This window comes from Allobosea sp. LjRoot237 (assembly GCF_964253285.1).
In the GTDB taxonomy this organism is placed as follows: Bacteria; Pseudomonadota; Alphaproteobacteria; order Rhizobiales; family Beijerinckiaceae; genus Allobosea.
The window spans coordinates 925,228-947,605 of sequence record NZ_CAXUQP020000001.1 but is presented as its reverse complement, the minus strand read 5'-3'; the positions used below and the strand labels follow the sequence as shown (position 1 = coordinate 947,605).

General features: G+C 66.6%; 20 protein-coding genes. 12 read left to right on the top strand and 8 right to left on the bottom strand.

The features are described 5' to 3' along the window. Nucleotides 1-12: 12 nt before the first annotated feature. Nucleotides 13-486, bottom strand: a complete 474-nt coding sequence (locus ACSQ24_RS04490) for an Lrp/AsnC ligand binding domain-containing protein (RefSeq protein WP_152012054.1) — start codon at nt 484-486, stop codon at nt 13-15. 113 nt (nt 487-599) lie between these two features. Between ACSQ24_RS04490 and putA the strand changes: the two genes are divergently transcribed. After that, nucleotides 600-3,716: a bifunctional proline dehydrogenase/L-glutamate gamma-semialdehyde dehydrogenase PutA gene (putA, locus tag ACSQ24_RS04485; RefSeq protein ID WP_436093526.1), complete on the top strand. Its 3,117-nt coding sequence runs from the start codon at nt 600-602 to the stop codon at nt 3,714-3,716. Between the two features lie 191 nt (nt 3,717-3,907). On the opposite strand, the gene ACSQ24_RS04480 is transcribed toward putA, so the two are convergent. The 3 genes from ACSQ24_RS04480 to ACSQ24_RS04470 form a co-directional block, all read right to left on the bottom strand. After that, nucleotides 3,908-4,168 (bottom strand): hypothetical protein, encoded by a 261-nt coding sequence (locus ACSQ24_RS04480; RefSeq protein WP_436093525.1) that lies wholly within the window; start codon nt 4,166-4,168, stop codon nt 3,908-3,910. 226 nt (nt 4,169-4,394) lie between these two features. Then, entirely contained in the window at nt 4,395-4,748 is a 354-nt protein-coding gene (locus tag ACSQ24_RS04475) for a hypothetical protein (RefSeq protein ID WP_436093524.1), read from the bottom strand. An 816-nt stretch (nt 4,749-5,564) separates the two neighbouring features. Then, the gene (locus tag ACSQ24_RS04470; protein WP_436093523.1) at nt 5,565-5,903 is read right to left on the bottom strand and encodes a DUF559 domain-containing protein; all 339 of its coding nucleotides are present in this window, start codon (nt 5,901-5,903) and stop codon (nt 5,565-5,567) included. Between the two features lie 1,842 nt (nt 5,904-7,745). Here ACSQ24_RS04470 and ACSQ24_RS04465 point away from each other — a divergent pair. The 7 genes from ACSQ24_RS04465 (at nt 7,746) to ACSQ24_RS04435 (ending at nt 13,970) form a co-directional block, all read left to right on the top strand. Further along, the gene (locus ACSQ24_RS04465; RefSeq protein WP_436093522.1) at nt 7,746-8,588 is read left to right on the top strand and encodes a hypothetical protein; all 843 of its coding nucleotides are present in this window, start codon (nt 7,746-7,748) and stop codon (nt 8,586-8,588) included. Between the two features lie 139 nt (nt 8,589-8,727). Then, nucleotides 8,728-9,906, top strand: a complete 1,179-nt coding sequence (locus ACSQ24_RS04460) for a phosphoserine transaminase (protein WP_436093521.1) — start codon at nt 8,728-8,730, stop codon at nt 9,904-9,906. A gap of 206 nt (nt 9,907-10,112) precedes the next feature. Next, nucleotides 10,113-11,702: a phosphoglycerate dehydrogenase gene (serA, locus tag ACSQ24_RS04455; protein WP_436093520.1), complete on the top strand. Its 1,590-nt coding sequence runs from the start codon at nt 10,113-10,115 to the stop codon at nt 11,700-11,702. A gap of 72 nt (nt 11,703-11,774) precedes the next feature. Further along, a complete protein-coding gene (bla, locus tag ACSQ24_RS04450) occupies nt 11,775-12,779 on the top strand; it encodes a class A beta-lactamase (protein ID WP_436093519.1) in 1,005 nt (334 codons plus the stop codon). A 290-nt stretch (nt 12,780-13,069) separates the two neighbouring features. Next, entirely contained in the window at nt 13,070-13,279 is a 210-nt protein-coding gene (locus tag ACSQ24_RS04445; RefSeq protein WP_057191831.1) for a cold-shock protein, read from the top strand. A 152-nt stretch (nt 13,280-13,431) separates the two neighbouring features. Next, a complete protein-coding gene (gene rpsU / locus ACSQ24_RS04440; RefSeq protein WP_436093518.1) occupies nt 13,432-13,698 on the top strand; it encodes a 30S ribosomal protein S21 in 267 nt (88 codons plus the stop codon). Nucleotides 13,699-13,721: 23 nt separating this feature from the next. Beyond that, complete coding sequence (locus ACSQ24_RS04435; RefSeq protein WP_436093517.1) at nt 13,722-13,970, top strand: hypothetical protein; 249 nt, start codon at nt 13,722-13,724, stop codon at nt 13,968-13,970. Between the two features lie 148 nt (nt 13,971-14,118). Here ACSQ24_RS04435 and ACSQ24_RS04430 read toward each other — a convergent pair whose 3' ends face one another. After that, nucleotides 14,119-15,027: a DMT family transporter gene (locus tag ACSQ24_RS04430; protein WP_436093516.1), complete on the bottom strand. Its 909-nt coding sequence runs from the start codon at nt 15,025-15,027 to the stop codon at nt 14,119-14,121. Between the two features lie 185 nt (nt 15,028-15,212). On the opposite strand from ACSQ24_RS04430, the gene ACSQ24_RS04425 reads away from it, so the two are divergent. Next, on the top strand, nt 15,213-16,133 hold the full coding sequence (locus ACSQ24_RS04425) for a type 1 glutamine amidotransferase (RefSeq protein WP_436093515.1): 921 nt from the start codon (nt 15,213-15,215) through the stop codon (nt 16,131-16,133). An 84-nt stretch (nt 16,134-16,217) separates the two neighbouring features. On the opposite strand, the gene ACSQ24_RS04420 is transcribed toward ACSQ24_RS04425, so the two are convergent. Continuing rightward, nucleotides 16,218-17,117 carry an MBL fold metallo-hydrolase gene (locus ACSQ24_RS04420; RefSeq protein ID WP_436093514.1) on the bottom strand — a complete coding sequence of 300 codons (900 nt, stop codon included), beginning with the start codon at nt 17,115-17,117 and terminating at the stop codon, nt 16,218-16,220. Nucleotides 17,118-17,214: 97 nt separating this feature from the next. Continuing rightward, a complete protein-coding gene (locus ACSQ24_RS04415; RefSeq protein WP_436093513.1) occupies nt 17,215-17,847 on the bottom strand; it encodes a DsbA family protein in 633 nt (210 codons plus the stop codon). 113 nt (nt 17,848-17,960) lie between these two features. Between ACSQ24_RS04415 and ACSQ24_RS04410 the strand changes: the two genes are divergently transcribed. Beyond that, nucleotides 17,961-18,866, top strand: coding sequence for a LysR family transcriptional regulator (locus ACSQ24_RS04410; protein WP_436093512.1), 906 nt, complete (start codon nt 17,961-17,963; stop codon nt 18,864-18,866). Nucleotide 18,867: 1 nt separating this feature from the next. On the opposite strand, the gene ACSQ24_RS04405 is transcribed toward ACSQ24_RS04410, so the two are convergent. Continuing rightward, the gene (locus ACSQ24_RS04405; protein WP_436093511.1) at nt 18,868-19,470 is read right to left on the bottom strand and encodes an NAD(P)H-dependent oxidoreductase; all 603 of its coding nucleotides are present in this window, start codon (nt 19,468-19,470) and stop codon (nt 18,868-18,870) included. A gap of 77 nt (nt 19,471-19,547) precedes the next feature. Between ACSQ24_RS04405 and ACSQ24_RS04400 the strand changes: the two genes are divergently transcribed. Both ACSQ24_RS04400 and ACSQ24_RS04395 read left to right on the top strand, forming a co-directional pair. Continuing rightward, nucleotides 19,548-20,159 (top strand): TetR/AcrR family transcriptional regulator, encoded by a 612-nt coding sequence (locus ACSQ24_RS04400; RefSeq protein ID WP_436093510.1) that lies wholly within the window; start codon nt 19,548-19,550, stop codon nt 20,157-20,159. Nucleotides 20,160-20,374: 215 nt separating this feature from the next. Next, nucleotides 20,375-21,997 (top strand): ABC-F family ATP-binding cassette domain-containing protein, encoded by a 1,623-nt coding sequence (locus ACSQ24_RS04395; protein ID WP_436093509.1) that lies wholly within the window; start codon nt 20,375-20,377, stop codon nt 21,995-21,997. Nucleotides 21,998-22,378 lie beyond the last annotated feature (381 nt).

Here is a 22,378-nt window from a genome sequence, read left to right as displayed (position 1 = left end):
GCGCCAACTCGGTTACAGTGGCAGCGCCCCGTCGGTCTTGACCTCCTCCATCACCGCATAGGTCCGCGTCTCGCGCACCGCCGGCAGCGCCAGCAGCACCTCGCCGAGGAAGCGGCGATAGGCGTTCATGTCGGCGACACGGGTCTTGACCAGATAGTCGAAGCCACCGGCGACCATATGGCATTCCAGCACCTCCGGCGCCCGCTTCACCGCCGCGGCGAAGCGCTCGAAGGCGTCGGGCGTCGTCTTGTCGAGATAGACCTCGACGAAGACCAGGAGATGCAGGCCGAGCTTCACCGGATCGAGCGTGGCGCGGTAGCCGGTGATGAAGCCTTCGCGCGCCAGCCGCTTCAGCCGTTCGCCCGTCGCGGTCGGCGACAGCCCGACCTTTTCCGCCAGCTCGACACCGGCAGCGCGACCATCATTCTGGAGCAAGGCGAGCAGGCGCCGGTCGGTTCGATCGAGAACCGGATTATTCTCTGCCATCTGAATTTCCTGCAGGATTAATTGCGGCATAATTGCTGAAATCTCCATTGATATCCAGCCTGCTTGCGATGATTCTGCAGATCATCCCGCCGCCGAGATCCGGAGCTTTTTCCATGGCCGCCCCCGCCCCGCGACCTGCCGCCAGCACCGCGCCCGTCTTCCATGCTCCCTATGCCGAGGACGATGCCGCGATCGCCGGTCGCCTGCTCTCCGGCGGCCGGCGCGACCCGGCGGCCAAGGCTCGGATCGACGCGCGGGCGACCTCGCTGGTCGACGCGATCCGCACTCGCAAGATCGGCTTGGGCGGCATCGAGGAACTGCTGCGCGAATACTCGCTCTCGACCAAGGAGGGCCTCGCGCTGATGGTGCTGGCCGAGGCGCTGCTGCGCGTGCCCGACGCCGCCACTGCCGACCGGCTGATCGAGGACAAGCTCGGCCAGGGCGACTTCGCCCATCACGAATCCAAATCCGATGCCTTCCTGATTTCGGCCTCGTCCTGGGCGCTCGGCATCACCGCCCGCATCATCCAGCCGGGCGAGACGCCGACCAGCATCATCGGCAGCCTCTCCAAGCGCCTCGGCGTGCCTGCCGTCCGCACCGCGACGCGCCAGGCGATGCGCGTCATGGGCAACCATTTCGTCCTCGGCCAGACGATCGAGGAGGCGCTGAAGCGCGCCCGCTCCGGCTCGGGCAAGCTCTACCGCTACTCCTTCGACATGCTCGGCGAAGGCGCCCGCACCCAAGCCGACGCCGACCGCTATTATGCCTCCTACGCCGACGCGATCGACGCCATCGGCCGCTCGGCCGGCAATGACAGGCTGCCGAACCGGCCCGGCATCTCGGTCAAGCTCTCGGCCCTGCACCCGCGCTATGAGGCAACCAATCGCGAGCGCGTGCTGGCCGAGCTGACGCCGAAGGTGATCGAGCTCGCCCGCCAGGCCAAAAAATACGACCTCAACTTCACCGTCGACGCCGAGGAGGCCGATCGGCTCGAGCTCTCGCTCGACGTCATCGCCGCTGTCATGGCCGACGCTTCGCTCGCCGGCTGGGACGGTTTCGGCCTCGCCATCCAGGCCTATCAAAAGCGCGCCAGCGCAGTGATCGACCACATCGCCGCCCTCGCCGAAACCTACGACCGCCGCCTGATGGTCCGGCTGGTCAAGGGCGCCTATTGGGACACCGAATTGAAGCGCGCCCAGGAGCGCGGCCTGCCCGATTATCCGGTCTTCACCCGCAAGGCGATGACCGACCTGAACTACGAGGCCTGCGCCAAGCAGCTCCTGGCCCTGCGCCCGCGCATCATTCCCCAGTTCGCCACCCATAACGCGCTGACCGTCGCCACCGTCGCCGAGATGGCCGGCGATACCCAGAACTTCGAGTTCCAGCGCCTGCACGGCATGGGCGAGGCGCTCTATGAGCGCCTGCTGCAGGAGGATTCCGGTTTCGCCTGCCGCACCTACGCGCCGGTCGGCGGCCATCAGGACCTGCTCGCCTATCTCGTCCGCCGCCTGCTCGAGAACGGCGCCAACTCCTCCTTCGTCTCGGTCTCCGGCGATCCGGACGTGCCGGTCGCCCAGCTCTTGGTGCCGCCGGCCGACCTGATCGGCTCAGCCAGCGCGGCGCGCCATCGCCGCATCCCGCTGCCGGCCGAGCTCTTCGGACCGTCCCGCCGCAACTCCGCCGGCGTCGAGCTTGGCGATGCGGAAAGCCTTTCGACCCTGCTCGCCGAGGTCCACGCCGCCGCAGCCAAGCCGGTGCCCGACGCCGTGCCGCTGATCGACGGCAAGCCCGGCTCCGGCAGCGCCCGCGACGTGCTCTCGCCGATCGACGGCAAGCCGGTCGGCCGCGTCACCGAAGGCGATGCCGCCAGCGCCGAGAGGGCGATGGCCGCCGCCAGGGCCGGCTTCCATGCCTGGAACGCGACGCCCGCCCGCAACCGCGCCGCTTGCCTGCGCCAGGCCGCCGACCTGATGGAAGCGCGCCGCGGGCCGATCCTCGCTTTGCTCCAGTCCGAGGCCGGCAAGACGCTCGACGACGCCATCGCGGAACTGCGCGAAGCCGTCGACTTCCTGCGCTATTACGCTGCGGAGGCTGAAGGCCGGTTCGCCGTGCCGACCGCCCTTCCCGGCCCGACCGGCGAGGACAACCGGCTGATCCTGCGTGGCCGCGGCCCCTTCGTCTGCATCGCGCCCTGGAACTTCCCGCTCGCGATCTTCGTCGGCCAGGTCGCCGCCGCGCTCGTCGCCGGCAACAGCGTCGTCGCCAAGCCGGCCCCGCAGACCCCGCTGATCGCCGGGCTCGCCGTGCGCCTCCTCCACGAGGCCGGCATCCCCAAGACCGCGCTGCACTTCGCCCCCGGCGACGGCAAGCTCGGCGCGGCGCTCGTCGCGCACAGGCACGTCGCCGGCGTCGCCTTCACCGGCTCGACCGCGACGGCGCGCGCCATCAACCGCGCGCTCGCCAACAAGGACGGCCCGATCGTCCCGCTGATCGCCGAGACCGGCGGCCTCAACGCCATGATCGTCGACGCGACCGCGCTGGCCGAGCAGGTCGCCGACGACGTCGTCCTCTCCGCCTTCCGCTCGGCCGGCCAGCGCTGCTCGGCGCTGCGCCTGCTCGTCGTGCAGGAGGACGTCGCCGACAAGATGGTCGAGATGATCGAGGGCGCCGCCCGCGAGCTCACCCTCGGCGATCCCCGCCAAATCGAGACCCATGTCGGCCCGGTGATCGACGCCGCCGCAAAGGAGCGGCTCGATAACCACATCACCGCGATGCGCGCGGCCGGCCGGGTCACGTTCGCCGGCGAGATCCCGTCGCTGCCCGGCACCTTCGTCGCCCCGCACATCATCCGGCTCGACAAGGTCGCCGACCTCACCGCCGAGCATTTCGGCCCGGTGCTGCATGTCGTGCGCTGGAAGGCGGGCCAGCTCGACAAGATCCTCGCCGAGATCGAGGCGACCGGCTACGGCCTGACCTTCGGCCTGCATTCGCGCATCGAGACGACGGTCGAGCTGGTCATCGACCGGCTCTCGACCGGCAACATCTATGTCAACCGCAACATGATCGGCGCGGTCGTCGGCGTGCAGCCCTTCGGCGGCCACGGCCTGTCGGGCACCGGCCCCAAGGCCGGCGGCCCGAACTATCTTCCCCGCTTCGCCACCGAGCAGACGGTGACGATCAACACCGCGGCGGCCGGCGGCAATGCGAGCCTGATCGCGATGGGGGAGTGAGAGGCAACGCCCTGCTCCAGCCCGGCGCGGGAGCCCTCCCCCCTTGTGGGGGAGGGTTGGGAGGGGGGTGATGCAGCGCTCCGAGCTTCATCGCAGGCCTCATCGCTAAAGCAGGACGTTTCCCCTCACGGCTGACTTACCCCCCTCTCCAGCTCTCCCCCACAAGGGGGGAGAGGGCGCGTCGCGCTCATTCAACTCGCCTTCGCCACCGCCTGCCGCAGCCGCGCGATCGCCTCCTCGGCGCCGGCCTTGACCTGGATGTCCAGCGAGCCGGAATCCTGCTCGATGCGGGCGATCAGCGCCTCGACGCTGAGCACCTCGCCGGCGGCGACGAGTTTCAGCACCGCATTCGACAGCACGTTCGGCCAGAAGGCCGCGCCGCCCTTGGCCAGTCCCTTGGCCTTGCGGCCCTCGAATTCCTTGGCGAGCTGTTCGGGGGTCTTCTTGGCCATGGCAGGGTTTTTCCGTGAATCGCTGTTGGCAACGAGTTTAGCGCAACCAGCTCTGAAAAGTGCGGGGAACCCTCTCCTGTAAGGAGAGGGCAGGGTGAGGTGTGGGGGATCAGACCAATTCCGCGAGCGCTGACCGCGCAGTCGCGTTCAGGCCAACGTTTCCGCTCCGAACACCTCACCCCTGCCCCTCTCCTTACAGGAGAGGGGTTCCTCGCGTCTCGCCCGCCTATCTCTCGCCCCGCATCCCCGGAATCGCCTCGAGCTGCGCCTTGTGCTGTGCGATCCGCCGCTCCGCCTCGTGCCAGGCTGCATCGGCGGAGAGGCCGGCGAGGCGCAGGCCCAGCGCCTCCTTGAAGGTCGCGCGCTCCTCGTTGCTGAAGCAGGTCCGAAGGAAGGTGTGAGCGCAATGCTCGCCACCCGGCCCGATGCAGGCCTGCGCCCGCCGGCATTCCGGCAGGGTGCAGAGATAGCGCCAGCATTCCAGTTTTGTCGCCACGCTACGCAACAGGATCGGCCGCTCGCGCTCATAGCGCTCGAACTCCTCGCGGGTCGCGCCGCGGTGGTCGGGATTGCGGGGCATGGGGGGCTCCTTTCCGATTAGCCTCCTTCTCCCCTCGGGGGAGAAGGTCCGGCAGGGGATGAGGGCGGTTCGACTGGGTGGAGACGCGGCGCTGCCCTCATCCGTCAGCGCTGCGCGCTGCCACCTTCTCCCCCGAGGGGAGAAGGAAGACGCGCCCAAGCATCATCCCCGCCCGCAGGCTGATCCCGCGGGCGTTGTCGCAATGAGGGGCAGCGGAGCGCCGCGAGGCGCGTTTGGTATTCCGCTTCCATTGAGCCAGGAAGCGGCGCGGAAGGATTGAGCCACCCTCCGCACGCCCCGTGGCGCTCCGCCATCGGCGATTTTAAAGCTCCGGGCCGCGCTTCCTTCGGACGCACCACCGATCCCGCCCGCCGCCTTCGCCAGTGTCCCTCATCGGGTCGTCGCGTCGGCGGCCGGGCGGTTGGTCATCGAGGGTAAGTCCAGCTAGCGAGCTCCTCGCGCAGGGGCCGTAGTACCCCCAGGTCGGTTCCCGAAGCCTCCCGGGAGCGAGGCGCAACCCTCACCCGCAGGCGCCGCATCCACCCCGCCAAACGACATGCCTCCGGATGGCCGCCCCTCGGGGATGGGATGCAAGGGAGTATACGGGAGGTTGGGAGGGCGGGGATAAGGTTGCGGTCTATCCCCGCGGAGCGCGGGAACCGCGACCTGAACCCCTCTCCCGGATGGGAGAGGGGCAGGGGTGAGGGACCGCCGCTAATTACTGAAACGCCACGCCGCCGCAGCGCCTTCTGCGGATAAGGCAGGCCCTCATCCCTGCCCTTCTCCCACACGGGAGAAGGGTTCCCCGCGCTCTACCTAAATCCGCAGCGCCGTCCTGATTGCCGCCACCACCGCATCGCGATCGTCGAGCACCTGCCGATTGGCGAAACGCAGCACGGTGAAGCCCTGCCGCTCGATCTCTTGCGTCCGCGCCGCATCGTAATCCTGCTCGTGATCATGCTGGATGCCATCCAGCTCGACGATCAGCCGGCGTTCGATGCAGATGAAGTCGACGGTATAGCCGAGCAGCGGCACCTGCCGCCGGAACCGGAGACCGTCGAGCCGGCGATCGCGCAGCAGCTCCCAAGCGACCTCCTCGGCCGGCGTCGCGCGTCGGCGCAACCTGCGGGCGAAGCTGCGTTGCTCGGTGGTCATCGGGCGAGGATGCATCGGGAAGCGCCGGAATCGCAACGGCCCCCTTCTCCCCGACGAAAAGTAGGCGCGGGGAACCCTTCTCCCGTGTGGGAGAAGGGCAGGGATGAGGGCCTGTCCTCTCCGCAGAAGGCGCAACGGCGCCGTAGCGGTCCAATTATCAGCGACGGGCCCTCACCCCTGCCCTTCTCCCATCCGGGAGAGGGGTTCTGCGTCGCGGCTCCCGAAGCCTCCCGGGAGCGAGGCGCAACCCTCGCCCGCAGGGGCCGGATACATTCGCGCCAACCACGCTCAGTGCCCAGAAAACAGGGCGGCGGCCGCAACGACATATGAAAATGCAATGAGAAGATAGGCAATCTGAAGAAACGTCACCACGACCTCCGTTAAGTTCGCGGCCGTCTATATATCCCATATTCGACGGAAACCTCTGGCAATCGCTGCCAAGATCCTGGCTAAATCAGCCAAGCAGGAATCTGAGACAGCGCTCGCTCGAAAACGCGTCACCGTCGTGGTCGGGCTTGTCCCGACCATCCACGTCTTGCGACGCCGATGCCAAGCGATCGGCTATCGAATGCCGAACACCCCGTCGAACCGCCGCAAAGACGTGGATGGTCGCCACAAGGGCGACCATGACGAGAGAGGCATTAGAACCTCGCCCCCTGCCTTCTCCCGGATGGGAGAAGGTGGCGCGGAGCGCCGGATGAGGGCCTGCCCTTGCCGCAGAAGACGCAACGGCTCCGTTGCGTTCAGATGATCAGCGGCGGGCCCTCACCCCTACCTCTCTCCCATCCGGGAGAGGGGTTCCCGCGCTCTTCGCCGCAGGGGTTCGCCTGGTACAAATGGCATGACGAGATCGAGGCCGCGATCCAGCGCGAGAGGCCATGAGGCGCAAGAACCGCAACGGCCTTCCCTTCTCCCGGATGGGAGAAGGTGGCGCGGAGCGCCGGATGAAGGCCTGCCCTTGCCGCAGAAGGTCGCAACGGCTCCGTTGCGTTCAGATGATCAGCGGCGGTCCCTCACCCCTACCCCTCTCCCATCCGGGAGAGGGGTTCCCCCGCGCTCTTCGCCGCAGGGGTTCGCCTGGTACGAATGGCATGACGAGATCGAGGCCGCGATCCAGCGCGAGAGGCCATGAGGCGCAAGAACCGCAACGGCCTTCCCTTCTCCCGGATGGGAGAAGGTGGCGCGGAGCGCCGGATGAGGGCCTGCCCTTGCCGCAGAAGGCCGCAACGGCTCCGTTGCGTTCAGATGATCAGCGGCGGTCCCTCACCCGTGCCCCTCTCCCATCCGGGAGAGGGGTTCCCCGCGCTCTTCGCCACAGGAGTTCGCCTGGTACGAATGGCATGACGAGATCGAGGCCGCGATCCAGGCCGCTAGGCGCAAGAACCGCAACGGCCTCCCTTCTCCCGGATGGGAGAAGGTGGCGCGGAGCGCCGGATGAGGGCCTGCGCTTGCCGCGGAAGACGCAACGGCTCCGTTGCATTCAGATAATCGGCGGCAGCCCCTCACCCCTGCCCCTCTCCCATCCGGGAGAGGGGTTCCCCGCGCCTCTTCGCTGCAGGGGTTCGCCTGGTACGAATGGCATGACGAGATCGATGAGGCTCTGGAACCTCGACCTTCCCTTCTCCCGGATGGGAGAAGGTGGCGCGGAGCGCCGGATGAGGGCCTGCCCTTCCCGCAGAAGGTCGCAGCGGCGCCGTTGCGTTCAGATAATCAGCGGCGGGCCCTCACCCCTGCCCCTCTCCCATCCGGGAGAGGGGTTCCCGCGCTGTCTCTCCCATCGCGATCAGGTTACCAAGCGGGTGATATTTAGAGCACGAAGCGAGCGCGGGAGTTCCTCATCTCATGTCAAACTCAGTTGTGCCTCTTGGGCCATTCGACCGCGCCACGATGAAGTATTTAGGCTGGGTGCCAAGCTGGTCCTCACTTCGATCACTTGGCCGCTCGCGCATCGTGAGCCTCACGGCCATCGCGCCCTTTCTGGGAAGCCTAATCCTGTTCAATGAGCAAGTTGTTGAACTGGTACGATTGGGAGCCGGCGCTCTCCAACTGCCTGCTGGCGACGCAGACCACTTCACGCTGACGCGATTAAAACTGACCTACCTCGGGCTTGTCGCGCTAGGTATCGGCTCGTTCTCGTTCCTTCTTGTGTGTCCGACCGAGATCAAACACTACGAGAATCTGCCCCAATATATCGAACGCGAACTGCCACTGATCTCAAACGCACGCCATCGCCTGCTTCTTGCTGAGACTGTGGAAACCTACTTTCTGGCTGCTCCACACAGCACGCCAACGGCAGCTTATCCCGAGTCCCTCTATCCGCTATTTCATTCGTTTGTGGACGAGGTAGTCAGAACCATGCGGAGCGAAACGGACACAATATGGGAAGGTCCGGATGCTCAAGAGATCATCACTATGACAGGGAACGTAAACACGGATGCCGCTGCCTACTTGTGGCACGAGGCAACCCCTCCCTATCGAGGATTTTTGACTGCATTTGAGCAAGCCTCAGCTCCCCTTAGGATTGATCTCCTTAGCCTACGATATGGAGCCGCTGATCACTCCCGTCCCTACATGCGAGCACTTGTGACGATTTGCTTTGGCCTCGGCTTCGTTGCCCTAAGCATACCGACAATCCAGACATTCGCGCTCATTGCCGGACCGCCTATAAAAGCACTGTTCACGTGATGCATTTACCTGTTGCCACTTGATCGTTCGCTCGTCGCCAACTCGTCTCCCTTGACTCCCCCCGCCCCGCCATCCTACGCCCATCGACGGGACACGCCGCCCCAACGCGGCGCGCCCATCTGTAAGGATGGAGACATCGATGGCGAATACGATTCCGGCAGCGCGCCCGCGCGTGCCGCATTTCTCGTCCGGCCCCTGCGCCAAGCGCCCCGGCTGGAACCTCAAGGCTCTCGGTGACGCAGCGCTCGGCCGCTCGCACCGCGCCAAGGTCGGCAAGGACAAGCTCAAGCTCGCGATCGACCTGACCCGCGAGGTGCTGCAGGTCCCGGCCGATTACCGTATCGGCATCGTGCCGGCCTCCGACACCGGCGCCGTCGAGATGGCGATGTGGAGCATGTTGGGCGCCCGCGGCGTCGACATGGTCGCCTGGGAGAGCTTCGGTGAGGGCTGGGTCACCGACGTCGCCAAGCAGCTCAAGCTCGCGGATGTGCGCACCTTCACCGCCCCCTATGGCGAGCTGCCGAACCTGAAGAAGGTCGACACCAGGAATCGCGACGTCGTCTTCACCTGGAACGGCACGACCTCGGGCGTGCGCGTCGTCGACGCCAGCTGGATCGCCGATGACCGCGAGGGGCTGACGATCTGCGACGCGACCTCGGCCGCCTTCGCCCAGAAGCTCGACTGGCCAAAGCTCGATGTCGTCACCTTCTCCTGGCAGAAGGTGCTCGGCGGCGAGGCCGCGCATGGCATGATCGTGCTCTCGCCCCGCGCTGTCGAGCGGCTGCTGACCTACAAGCCGTCCTGGCCGCTGCCAAAAATCTTCCGCATGACCTCGGGCGGCAAGCTCTCCGAGGGCATTTTTGCCGGCGAGACGATCAACACGCCGTCCATGCTCGCGGTCGAGGATTATCTCGATGCGCTGAACTGGGCCAAGAAGGTCGGCGGGCTCGACGGCCTGGTGAAGCGCGCCGACGGCAACGCCCGCGTCATCGCCAAGTTCGTGCGCGAGAACGATTGGATCGACTTCCTCGCGGTCAAGCCGAAGACGCGCTCGAACACCTCGGTGTGCCTGAAGTTCACCGATCCCTCGGTGACGGCGCTGCCGGCCGACGCGCAGGCGGCTTTCGCCAAGCAGGTCGTCTCGATCATCGAGAAGGCCGGCGCCGGCTACGATCTCGGCCATTACCGCGACGCGCCTCCCGGCCTGCGCATCTGGTGCGGCGCGACCGTGCAGAGCCGCGACCTCAAGGCGCTGCTGCCCTGGATCACCTACGCCTTCAACGAGGCGAAGGCTGGCCTGGGCAAGAAGGCGGCGTAGAGCCTCGACCTGCTCCCTCTCCCCTCGGGGGAGAGGGTTGGGGTGAGGGCAGCGCGACGCTTGTCGTGAGCTCTCGCCCTGCCGGCCCTCATCCGTCTCGGCTTCGCCGAGCCACCTTCTCCCCCGAGGGGAGAAGGATACGCGCCTTTCCTCATTCTCGCGCCGAAACGCTCCTCGTGTAGCGCGGCGCTGCCGGAGCCATCCCAATGACAAAACCTCGCGTCCTGATTTCCGACGCCCTCTCCCCCGCCGCCGTGCAGATCTTCAAGGATCGCGGCATCGACGTGACCTTCGATCCGGCCCTCGGCAAGGACAAGGACAAGCTCGCCGCCATCATCGGCGACTATGACGGCCTCGCCATCCGCTCGGCCACCAAGGTCACCGCCAAGCTGCTCGAGGCCGCCAAGAACCTGAAGGTGATCGGCCGCGCCGGCATCGGTGTCGACAATGTCGAGATCCCGGCTGCGACCTCGCGCGGCGTGATCGTGATGAACACGCCCTTCGGCAACTCGATCACCACCGCCGAGCACGCCATCGCCATGATGTTCGCGCTCGCCCGGCAGATCCCGTCTGCAGATCTCTCCACCCAAGCGGGAAAATGGGAGAAGAACCGCTTCATGGGCGTCGAGATCACGGCCAAGACGCTCGGCCTGATCGGCTGCGGCAATATCGGCTCGATCGTCGCCGAGCGCGGCATCGGCCTCAGGATGCGCGTCATCGCCTTCGACCCCTATCTCTCGCCGGAGCGGGCGGTGCAGCTCGGCGTCGAGAAGGTCGAGCTGGACGAGCTCCTGAAGCGCGCCGACTTCATCACGCTGCATGTGCCGATGACGGCGATGACCAGGAACATTCTCTCGGCCGAGAACCTGGCGAAGACGAAGAAGGGAGTGCGCATCGTCAACTGCGCCCGCGGCGGGCTGGTCGACGAAGCCGCGCTGGCGGAGCTGATCAAGTCCGGCCATGTCGCGGGAGCTGCCTTCGACGTGTTCTCGCAGGAGCCGGCGGAGCAGAACCCGCTGTTCGGCCTCGACAATGTCGTCTGCACCCCGCATCTCGGCGCCTCGACCAATGAGGCACAGGAGAACGTCGCGCTGCAGGTCGCCGAGCAGATGAGCGATTATCTGCTGAAGGGCGCGATCACCAATGCGGTGAACTTCCCGTCGATCTCGGCCGAGGAAGCGCCGCGGATCAAGCCCTTCGTCGACCTCGCCGAAAAGCTCGGCTCCTTCCTCGGCCAGCTCACCGAGGCGCCGGTCAAGGGCATCCGCATCGAGTACGAGGGTGCGGTCGCGGCGCTCAATCTCAAGGCGATCTCGGCGGCGGCGATCACCGGCGTGCTGCGCCCCTTCCTGCCCGAGATCAACATGGTCAACTCGGCCATGGTGGCGAAGGAGAAGGGCATCGTCGTCGAGGAGCTGACCCGCGAGGTCGCCGGCAATCTCGAAAGCGTCATCCGCATCGTGGTCGAGGCCGAGGACATGCCGCGCCACGCTTCGGGCACGGTCTTCCATGACGGCAAGCCGCGCATCATCGAGATCCGCGACATCCAGGTCGACGCCGAGTTCGCGCCGCACATGCTCTATGTCCGCAATGCCGACAAGCCCGGCTTCATCGGCCAGTTCGGCTCGCTGCTGGGCGCGGCCGGCGTCAATGTCGCGACCTTCAATCTCGGCCGCGACAAGCCGGGCGGCGACGCGATCTGCTATGTCGCCGTCGACGAGGCGATCTCGGACGAGCTGCTGGCGAAGATCCACGAGATCCCGATGGTCAAGCGGGCGAGACGGCTGAAGTTCTGAGGGCCGCCCGCATCGCGCCCAAACGGCGCCGCAATCACCCTCCCCTGTGGCACCCGCCACAGGGGATTTTTCATGCCGACCCGCCTTGCCTGCGCCCTCGCCTTCACCGTCGCCGGCCTTGCCGCCTCGCCCGCCTTCGCCGACTGGGACAAGACGAAACTCGACGCCGGCATCAAGGCGATCGAGCAGAGCACCAAGGGCCGCCTCGGCGTCGGCCTGATCGATCTCAAGGACCGCAAGAGCTGGTCGCAGCGCGGGTCCGAACCCTTCCCGCTGCAGAGCGTGTTCAAGCTGCCGCTCGCGATCGGCGTGCTGCAGGCGGTCGAGGCCGGCAAGCTGAAGCTCGACCAGACCATCACCGTCACCCGCAATGATCTCTCGCTCTATCACAGCCCGCTCGCCAAGGCCTTCAAGGGCGAGCGCAACGAGTATCCGCTGCGCGAGCTCCTGACCCTCTCGACCGGTCAAAGCGACAACACCGCCGCCGACCTCCTGCTGCGCCTGATCGGCGGCCCACAGGCGCTGACCGCGTTGCTCAGGGATGGCGGCGTCAGCGGCATCTCGGTCGACCGCTATGAGCGCGTCTTCCAGCCCGAGATCCTGGGGCTGCCCGGTTATGGCTGGAACGAGACGATCGACACCGCCAAGTTCTACAAGGCGATCCAGGCCATTCCCGTAGCAGAGCGCAAGAAGCGCCTCGCGGCGACGCTGACCGACAAGCGCGATGCGGCCTCGCCCGAGGCCTCGATCGCCTTCCTCGATGGCCTCGCCAAGGGCACCTGGCTGCGCGATCCCGCCCATGCCGCGCTGCTCGACAAGATCATGCTGGACGCCAAGACCGGCCCGAACCGGATCAAGGCCGGCCTGCCGGCGGGCGCCCGCTTCGCCCACAAGACGGGCCTGGGGCCCAGCGCCGACGGGCTCAACCACGCCACCAACGATATCGGCATCGTCACCCTGCCGGACGGGCGCCGATTCGCCATCGCGGTCTATCTCGCCGGTGCGCAGGTCGGCGAGAAGGAGCGCGAGGCGGCCCACGCCGCAGTGGCGCGATTGGCGGTGGAGAGCCTGCGCTAGAGCAGGATGCGAAAAAGTGGGAACCGGTTTTTCGCAGGAATCCTGCTCTTATCATCCGGCTCGAGCGCCATTGAATTGGCCGCAGGTGCAGCAGGTATCGCCCACCCGCCATCGGTGCACGATAAAGTTGCGTTGACAAATGAAGGACAAACCCCCATTTGTAGGGCTCGATCTAGGCCGAACGAATTGGCCCGCGCTTCTGCGCACCGCTGACGACCTTCCTGCTCAAATCGAAAACATGCGCGGCAACCGCTACGCATGAACTACCACTCGCAAGAAGGAATATGATTATGGCCAGTGGCACAGTGAAATGGTTCAACGGGACCAAGGGTTTCGGCTTCATTCAGCCGGATGATGGCGGTCAGGACGTGTTCGTCCACATCAGCGCCGTTGAGCGCGCTGGCATGCGCGACCTCCGCGACGGTCAGAAGATCTCGTACGAGCTCGTCCAGGACAAGCGCTCGGGCAAGATGTCGGCCGACAACCTGCGCGCCGAGTGAGCTGACGCGCTGTCCAGCATAAGAGATCAGGGGCAGGCGACCGCGGATGTACCGGCGCCAGACCCGCTCCGCGCAGGATAGCTGAGGAAGGGTCGGGATCACCCGGCCCTTTTTTGTTTCCAAGAGCCGTTTACCCGAGAAGGGAAGTCCGAATGCAGGTTCTCGTCCGCGACAACAATGTCGAACAGGCGTTGCGCGTCCTGAAGAAGAAGATGCAGCGCGAGGGCGTGTTTCGCGAGATGAAGCGGCGTTCTGCCTATGAGAAGCCGTCTGAGAAGCGGGTCCGCGAGAAGGCCGACGCCATCCGGCGCGCCCGCAAGCTCGCCCGCAAGCAGGCACAGCGTGAGGGCCTGCTCCCCGCGCCGAAGCCGAAGCCGCGTCCGGTCCGGCCGCCGCGCCCGGCAGCAGTCGCCTCCTGATCCAGACCAGAGGAGCCGCAGCCATGGCAACCAAGGGACTCTCCGCCGAGGACGCCAAGCTTCGGGCGGAACGGAACTTCGCCAAGGTCGAGAAGCGGCGGGAAGAAGCAGAGAGCGCGCTCGAAGCCGTGCGCGCCGAGCAGCGGGCCGTCGCCGAGAAGACCGCAAGGCTGCGCGCGCTGCGGCTCGCCAAGGAGGCGGCCGACGCCGCAGCCGCGGCGCTGGCTCCACCCGAACCGGCGAAGAAGCCTCGGGTCCGGCGAGCGAAGTAGAACCTTCCAGTCGACCGCGGCAAGCCGCCAGAACAACGTCTCAGCGCGCCTCGATGCCCGCGAGACAGGCGCGTAGCGCCCGGCTTAATCACCGACGCGCCCGCCCCTTCCGTCAACTCGCGCTTTCGGCAGTCGCCGCCGGCCGGTGTCAGCGCAGCTTGCGCTCGGCGATCCAGATGCCGCCGAGCACCAGCGCCAGCGCCAGCGCGTGATAGGTCGCGAGCTGCTCGCCGAGGATCAGCACCGCGAGCAGCGGCGCGAACACCGGCACGAGATTGACGAAGACGCCGGCGCGGCCGGGGCCGATCAGCTCGATCGCCCGCATGAAGAAGAGCTGCGACAAGATCGACGGCCCGATCACGACATAGAGCAGGATCAGCCAGCCCTTCAGCGTCGGCCAAAAGGCCTTGCCGGTCGCGATCTCGACGCCGAGCAGAGGCAGCGAGACCAGGCAGGCGACGATCGCCATCGCGGTGAAGAAGATCAGCCCCGGCATCGGCGGGCGCGTGCGAATGACAACCGTATAGCCGGCATAAAACACGCAGGCGATGATCATCCAGAGATCGCCCGGCACGAAGCTGAGCTGCGAGAGGATGTGCCAGTCGCCGCGGCTCGCCGTGACCAGCACGCCGAGGATGGTGACGGCGACGCCGAGCGCCTGCAGGCCGCCGATCGGTGTGCGGAAGGCGAGGAAAGCGCTGAGCAGCACGAAGACCGGAATCGAGCCCTGCAGAATGCCGATGTTGATCGCCGTGGTCGAATAGGCGGCGATGTACATCAGCGTGTTGAAGGCGGTGAAGCCGAAGGCGCCGAGCAGCGTCACCTTGAGCCAGTTCGCCTTCAGCACAGGCCAGTGTTTGCGCAGACCCTGGCGGAACATGTACGGCATGACGGCGCAGACGAAGACCCAGCGCAGCGCGGTCAGCGTCATCGGCGCGATCTCGCCGACAGCGAGCCGGCTGGCGACGGCATTGCCGGCCCAGAGCAGGGTCGTCAGCGTCAGCAGGACATAGGCGTTGGCCCAGACGCGCTGCGGAAGGGAGGCGGCAGTCTGCAAGACGCATGATCCTCATGTCTGCGGAGCGCTTGCATAGCCTTGCCGGCCGCGCTTGTCCTATGCATGGTCCGCAAAAGCGGGCACCACTTTTGCGATAGGACCATGCTCAGTGTCTTTGATTTGGCGCGAATTCTTTTCGTTCGACCGATCCCGACCGAACGGAAAGCGCGCTGAGAGGAGGCGCAATGCAGCCCGTCGCCGCACGCAAACGTGCCGAGGAAGCCATGAACATGTTCAGCGCAAAGCCGCTCCGCGTCCTCGTCGTCGACGGCTACAAGCGCGAGCAGCGCGAGGACTATGTCCGCGACTGGGGCGCGACCCCGTCTGAAGCCTATGCCGCCGAGCTGCGCCGGATCGATCCGTCCTTAGTGACGGACATCTGCCTGCCCGCAGACGAGGGCGCCAACCTGCCCGATGGTTCCGGCCTCGCCTCCTATGACGGCATCGCCCTGACCGGCTCCTCGCTCCACATCCACAGCCCCGAGCCGGCGGTGACCCGGCAGATCGAGCTGATGCGGGCGATCTACAAGAGCGGCACGCCCTGCTTCGGCTCGTGCTGGGGCATCCAGATCGGCGCCGTCGCCGCCGGCGGGACTGTCGCGCTCAATCCCAATGGACTCGAGATCGGCTTCGCCCGCCGGATCAGCTTGACCGAAGAAGGCGCCCGGCACCCGCTGCTCGCCGGCCGGCCCGCCGCCTTCGACGCGCCGGCGATCCATTTCGACAGCATCGTCGCCCCGCCCGCCGACGCCACCATCCTCGCCTCGAACGCGATGAGCCCGATCCAGGCCGCCGAGTTCCGCCAGGACGGCGGCAGCTTCTGGGGCGTGCAGTACCACCCGGAATTCTCGCTCAGTCTCGTCGCCACGATCCTGCGGCGGCACAGTGGGATCCTGATCGAGCGCGGCTTCCGCAAGGACGAGGCCGACACAAAGGCCTGGCTCGCCGATCTCGACGCGCTCGATGCCGACCCTTCCCGCCGCGACCTCGCCTGGGCCCATGGCCTCGACGAGGAGGTGCTCGACCCCGTCAAGCGCGTGACCGAGCTCCGGAACTTCCTCGAGATGCGGGTGAAGCCGCAGGCGAGCGTCCGCGGACGGGCGTGAAGGGGGCCAGGGACGGCCTACGCACCCGGCCGCCTTTTCCCCTCCCTCACGACCACCCGGGCCGATGGGCGAGCGGCTTTCCGCTCAGCCCCACTTCATCTCGCCCTTGGCCACCTTCGCGCCGATATCGAGCGCCACACCCATGCCGAGATTGGGGAAACGGGCTTCGATCGCGGCCTTCAGCGCGGCCGCATCGCCGGCCTTGGCCAGTTCCTCTTCGAAGGCGAGCAGATAACGCTTCGTGTGCTCGATGGCCGACACATCTGTCGCCGCCGCCGCGCCGAGATGGCCCGGCACGACCACGGCCGGCTTGCGGGCCGCGATCCTGTCGAGGTTGGCGATCCAGGCGGCCCGCTCCTGCCTGGTCGGCGTGTCGGCGGTCCAGACGTGAACGCCCGAGAAGATCATGACGCCGCCGAACACCGCGTCGAGGGAAGGCACCCAGAGATAGCGGCGGTTGGCGAGGCCCTCGGCCTTGACGATCTCGATGGCCTCGCCGTCGACGCTCAGCGACGGGCCGTCGAAGGCTTCGGGCATAACGATATCCGCGAGGGTCTGCGGGCCGTTCTCCTTGAGCTGCGGTCCCCAGGTGGCGAGCTTCTTCTCGACATTGCCCTTGATCGCGGCCAGCGTCTCCGAGGCCGCGATGACCTTCGCCTCCGGGAAAGCCTCGCGGACCGGCTTCAGGCTGAAATAATAGTCCGGATCGGACTGGCTGACATAGATCGTGGTCAGCCTTTTGCCCGTCGCCTTGATCGCCTCGGCCAGCGCCCGCCCGTCCGGATAGGTGAAGCCGACATCGATGAGCAGGGCTTCGTTCGGTCCCGACAGCAGCACCGGCGCGCGGAAGAAACCGTTGGGGCCGGCCGGGAAATGCTTCCAGCTCAGCTTCGATCCGGCTGCCTGGCCGAAGCTCGCGGGCGCGGACAGGGCTGTCGCGCCCGCCGCCAGAGCAGTCGTCATCGCTCGTCTTCTGGTCAACATCACGATCTCCGTCTTCGGTCATGAGGGCCGGGAGACAGGCTGCGCCAGCTCCCGGATTGAACGGGGACGAGCGCGACGGCTCGTTCCAGCCAGATGGTCAGGCGGCCCGGAGTTGGGCCACCATCGTATCGAAGCTCCCGAACAGGGCGCTGCTATGCAGCATGCGGCGCTGCGCGCCCTCCCCGGCAAGAAGAGTCGGGACGCCCTGCGCCCCGATACGGGCCATGTCCTCGCGCGCCGCCGCGATACGGCTGCGATAAGCACCGAGCAGTTCGTCATCCGGCGCGCGCAGACGCTGCGCCGCGTCCGAGAAGCCGGCTCCGTCCAGGGTCACGGCAACGGCCGCTGGTTCGGCATGATTGCGGCCGCCGACATAACGAGCGTGCTGCAGCACCTTCAGCGCCTCCAGCTGCCGCTGCGGCGAGACGAGCCCGACCGCGACGATGCCGAGCGTGGCGGGCGCCGAGTCGAACATGTCCCCGACAGCGCCGAGCACCTCCTCGCGATAGCTGGCCGAGAAAATCTGCCCGGTCAGCCGGGCGATGCGCTGGTCGTTCTGCCAGGCATAGGCCGCGAAATCCCTGTCCATCGGGCGCGCGCCGTCACCGGAGAACAGGCCGGTCGGCACCGGCTCGATCGTGACCTCGCCCAGCCCGGCGAGCCGCTCCAGCATTGGACCGGCGCCGTAGCACCAGCCGCAGAGCGGGTCGAAGAGATAGGTGATCCGCATGTCCGAAGTCCCGGCGATGATACGGACCGTAAGTAGGTGCAGATAATTCCGTGATAAATGGCACTCAATATGACAAACTGTATGCTTATCAGGAACAATGGCGAGGGCGGCTGGTGGAAGCGATCAACCTCAACCGACTGGCCTATTTCGCTGCGGTGGCGGATCTGGGATCCTTCACCCGGGCGGCCGAGAGGCTCGGCATCACCAAGGCCGTTGTCAGCCAGCAGGTCTCACGGCTCGAAGCGGAACTGAAGACGGACCTGCTCGTGAGGACGACGCGGCGGGTCGAGCCGACGGAGGCCGGCCGCCTGCTCCACGCCCGCTGCGTCATGATCCTGCGCGAGGCGGACGATGCCTTCAACGAGATCGCACGCTCCAACGCCGAGCCGATGGGAGTGCTGCGCATCAGCGCGCCCAACGACTACGGCGCCTCGGCGATCGCGCCGCTAGCGGCCGCCTTCTCGCGGCGTTATCCGGCCTGCACCGTCGAGCTCACCCTGTCGGATGCTAGGATCGATCTCATCGCCAATCAGATCGACCTCTCGATCCGGGTCGGATGGCTGGACGATTCCAGCCTGCAGACGAGGCGGATCGGAAGCTTTCGCCAGTTGCTGGTCGCCGCGCCGGAGCTCGCAGCGCGCCTGGCGGCGGATGAGCCTCAGGACCTTGCGACATGGCCCTTCATCGCCAATGGTGCGCTGAAGGAGCCGCTCGTCTGGCGCTTCAGCAAAGGCGATTTCGAACGCCGCACGGTCCGCATGCGTCAGGTGCTCGCGATCGACGCCACGCCCGCCGTCCTAAGCGCCGCGCTCGCCGGCGGCGGTCTCGCGGTGCTTCCGGATTTTCAGGCAGCGGAGCCGATCGCTGCGGGCCGGCTCATCCACATCCTGCCGGCATGGGAGCTCCCGTCCGGCGGCATCCACGCCGTTTATCCGACCGCACGTTTCCGGCCGCCCAAGGTCACGGCCTTCGTCGCGATGCTGGCCGAAGAGGCCAAACGCCAGGCGCGATCGCTGTAGCTCAGGCGGCCTCGGCGGCCCTGTTCGCTCGCGTGAACACCTTGCCGCCGAGCGCGCGCGCCGTGTCGAGATGTTCCGACATCTCCGGCACCGGCACCAGGAATTCGGAGGTGACGACCGGCGCGCCGCAATAGCCGAAGATGCCGTGGTCGATCTGCGTCTTCATCGCGCCGAAATAGCCATGGCGGGCGAAGGTGCGCATGTCGGCGCCGGCGAGTGCGACGAGATGGACCGGCAGGTGCTCCAGCTTCTTGACCGTCTTCATGTCCGCGAGCTCCTCATAGGCCCAGCCATTGGCGAAGACGCGGTCGATCCAGCCTTTCATCAGTGCCGGCATCGACCACCAGTAGATCGGATAGACCAGCACCAGCGCATCGGCCCGGTCGACCCTGGCCTGCTCGAAGGCGATGTCGGCGGGCTGGGCGATCTCGCGGCGGTGGACGGCAAGATCCTTCAGCGAGAAGCGCGGATCGAACCCCTCCTTGGCGAGATCGGCGATCTCGACACTATGGCCGGCGCCGGAAACGCCGTCGGCCAGCGCCTGCGCCACGGCATGGCTGAGGGAGGCGGAATCGGGATGGGCGACGACGACGAGGGCATGCATGCGATGTCTCCTGGGTTGATTGCGATCGGATGATGATCGTTATATACTTATCGTAAGTTACTTTTGGTACATAAGATATGTCAAGCCTCGATACCGAACGGCCGCGCCGTCAGCGCCTGACGCGCGAAGATCGCCAGCGCCAGCTCATCGCGACCGCCTGGCGGATCGTCGGCGAGGAAAGCACCGACGCCCTGACGCTCGGCCGCCTCGCCAAGCGGGCTGGCGTCACCAAGCCGGTGGTCTACGATCACTTCACCACCCGCAGCGGCCTGCTGATCGCGCTCTATCGCGACTTCGACGCGCGCGAGTACGCGATCATGGAGGCCGCGCTCGATAACAGCGAGGCGAGCCTTGCCGGCAAGGCCGGGGCAATCGCCTCGTCCTATGTCGACTGCGTCCTGACCCAGGGCCGCGAGATTCCAGGTGTCGTCGCCGCTTTGGCGGGCTCGCCCGAGCTCGCCGCGGTCAAGCGCGACTGCGATGTGATCTTTTTGGAGCGCTGCCGGAGCCTGCTCGCGCCCTTCGCTGGCGGCAGGACGATCACGACCGCTGGCCTGCGCGCCATGCTCGGTGCCGCCGAGGCGTTGTCGCATGCCGCCGCGACCGGCGAGGTCGGCGCCGAGGAGGCGAAACGGGAGCTGTTCGAGACGATCACCGCCATAGTCGCGCGCAGCGCGAAGATTTCATAATCGCCGGATTAAACCGTCATTGCGAGCGTAGCGAAGCAATCCAGGGGCGGCAGAGCTCTACGTCCCCCTGGATTGCTTCGTCGCTACGCTCCTCGCAATGACGGTTTCAGCGATCCAAGCTGATCGAAAAGTGCCCGGGCACCGCCTGGGCTTCCACAGGCGCCGCCAGCCCTGTAAGTCCGCGGCAACCTCACATCTCCAGCGTTCCGGACATCATGATTCGCCTCGAAAGCATCGGCAAGCAGAACGGCCAGCAGATCATCTTCATCGAGGCCTCGGCGGCGCTGCAGAAGGGCGAGAAGGTCGGCCTCGTCGGCCCCAACGGCGCCGGCAAGACCACCCTGTTCCGGCTGATCACCGGCGAGGAAGCCCCGGATGAGGGCCAGGTCTCGGTCGATCGCGGCATCACCATCGGCTATTTCAGCCAGGATGTCGGCGATATGGCCGGCCGCAGTGCCGTCTCCGAGGTGATGGATGGCGCCGGCCCGGTCAGCGCCATCGCGGCCGAGCTGAAGGAGCTCGAGACTGCGCTGGGCGATCCCGATCGCGCCGACGAGATGGACGATCTGATCACCCGCTATGGCGAGGTGCAGGGGCGCTTCGAGGAACTCGACGGCTATGCGCTCGACGGCCGCGCCCGCGAGGTGCTTGATGGCCTCGGCTTCAGCCAGGAGATGATGGAGGGTGATGTCGGCGCACTCTCCGGCGGCTGGAAGATGCGCGTCGCCCTCGCCCGCATCCTCCTGATGCGGCCCGACGCCATGCTGCTCGACGAGCCGAGCAACCATCTCGACCTCGAAAGCCTGATCTGGCTTGAAAGCTTCCTCAAGGGCTATGACGGCGCGCTGCTGATGACCTCGCACGACCGCGAGTTCATGAACCGCATCGTCGGCAAGATCGTCGAGATCGATGGCGGCACGCTGACCAGCTATTCCGGCGACTACGAGTTCTACCAACAGCAGCGAGCCCTCGCCGAAAAGCAGCAGCAGGCGCAGTTCGAGCGACAGCAGGCGATGCTCGCCAAGGAGGTCGCCTTCATCGAGCGCTTCAAGGCCCGCGCCTCGCATGCGGCGCAGGTCCAGAGCCGCGTCAAGAAGCTCGACAAGATCGAGCGCGTCGAGCCGCCCAAGCGCCGCCAGACCGTGCAGTTCGAGTTCCAGCCGGCGCCGCGCTCGGGCGAGGATGTCGCGACGCTCAAGAATGTGCATGTCCGCTATGGCAGCCGCACGATCTATGAGGGGCTGGACTTCCAGGTCCGGCGCAAGGAGCGCTGGTGCGTGATGGGGGTGAACGGCGCCGGCAAGTCGACGCTCTTGAAGCTGATCGCCGGCGCCACGCAGCCGAACGAAGGCACGGTCGTTGTCGGCGGCACCGTCAAGATGGGCTATTTCGCCCAGCACGCCATGGAGCTGCTCAACGGCGACGAAACCGTCTTTCAATCGCTCGAAGGCTCGTTCCCGCAGGCCGGGCAAGGCTCGCTGCGCGCGCTCGCCGGCTGCTTCGGCTTCTCCGGCGACGATGTCGAGAAGCGCTGCCGCTTCCTCTCGGGCGGCGAGAAGGCGCGGCTGGTCATGGCCAAGATGCTCTACGACCCGCCGAACTTCCTCGTGCTCGACGAGCCGACCAACCATCTCGACATCGCCACCAAGGAGATGCTGATCACGGCGCTCGCGCAATATGAGGGCACCATGCTGTTCGTCAGCCACGACCGCCATTTCCTGGCGGCGCTCTCCAACCGCGTGCTCGAGCTGACCCCGGACGGCGTCCACAATTACGGCGGCGGCTACACCGAATACGTCGCCAGCACCGGCCAGGAGGCGCCGGGGCTGCGGAGCTGAGCACCTGGCGAGCCGCCACCCCTCTTCTCCCCCTGCGGATTCTCTGCGAAAGGGCCGGTCGCCTGAGCTCCTCCCTTCCCCCTTGTGAGGAAGGGTTGGGGTTGGGGGTGGTGCCGCCTGGTGATCGTCGGCAGGAAACGAGGCTTGGCAGCGGCGGCGGCGCCGTTTGGTTCAGCCAATCGCTCCGGCTTTGCGACCCCCACCCCTGCCCCTCCCCACAAGGGGGAGGGGTTCCAGCGCCTCGTCCGATCTCGCAGAGGAATCTGCAAGGGCGAGGGGATATCGCGCATACGCCACTCCGCCCCTGACGTAGCGAAAACCGCGCTGGCAGCGGCAAGGGCCAGCCATCGTCGCCGGGCGGTGATTGCGCCCTTGCGGCGC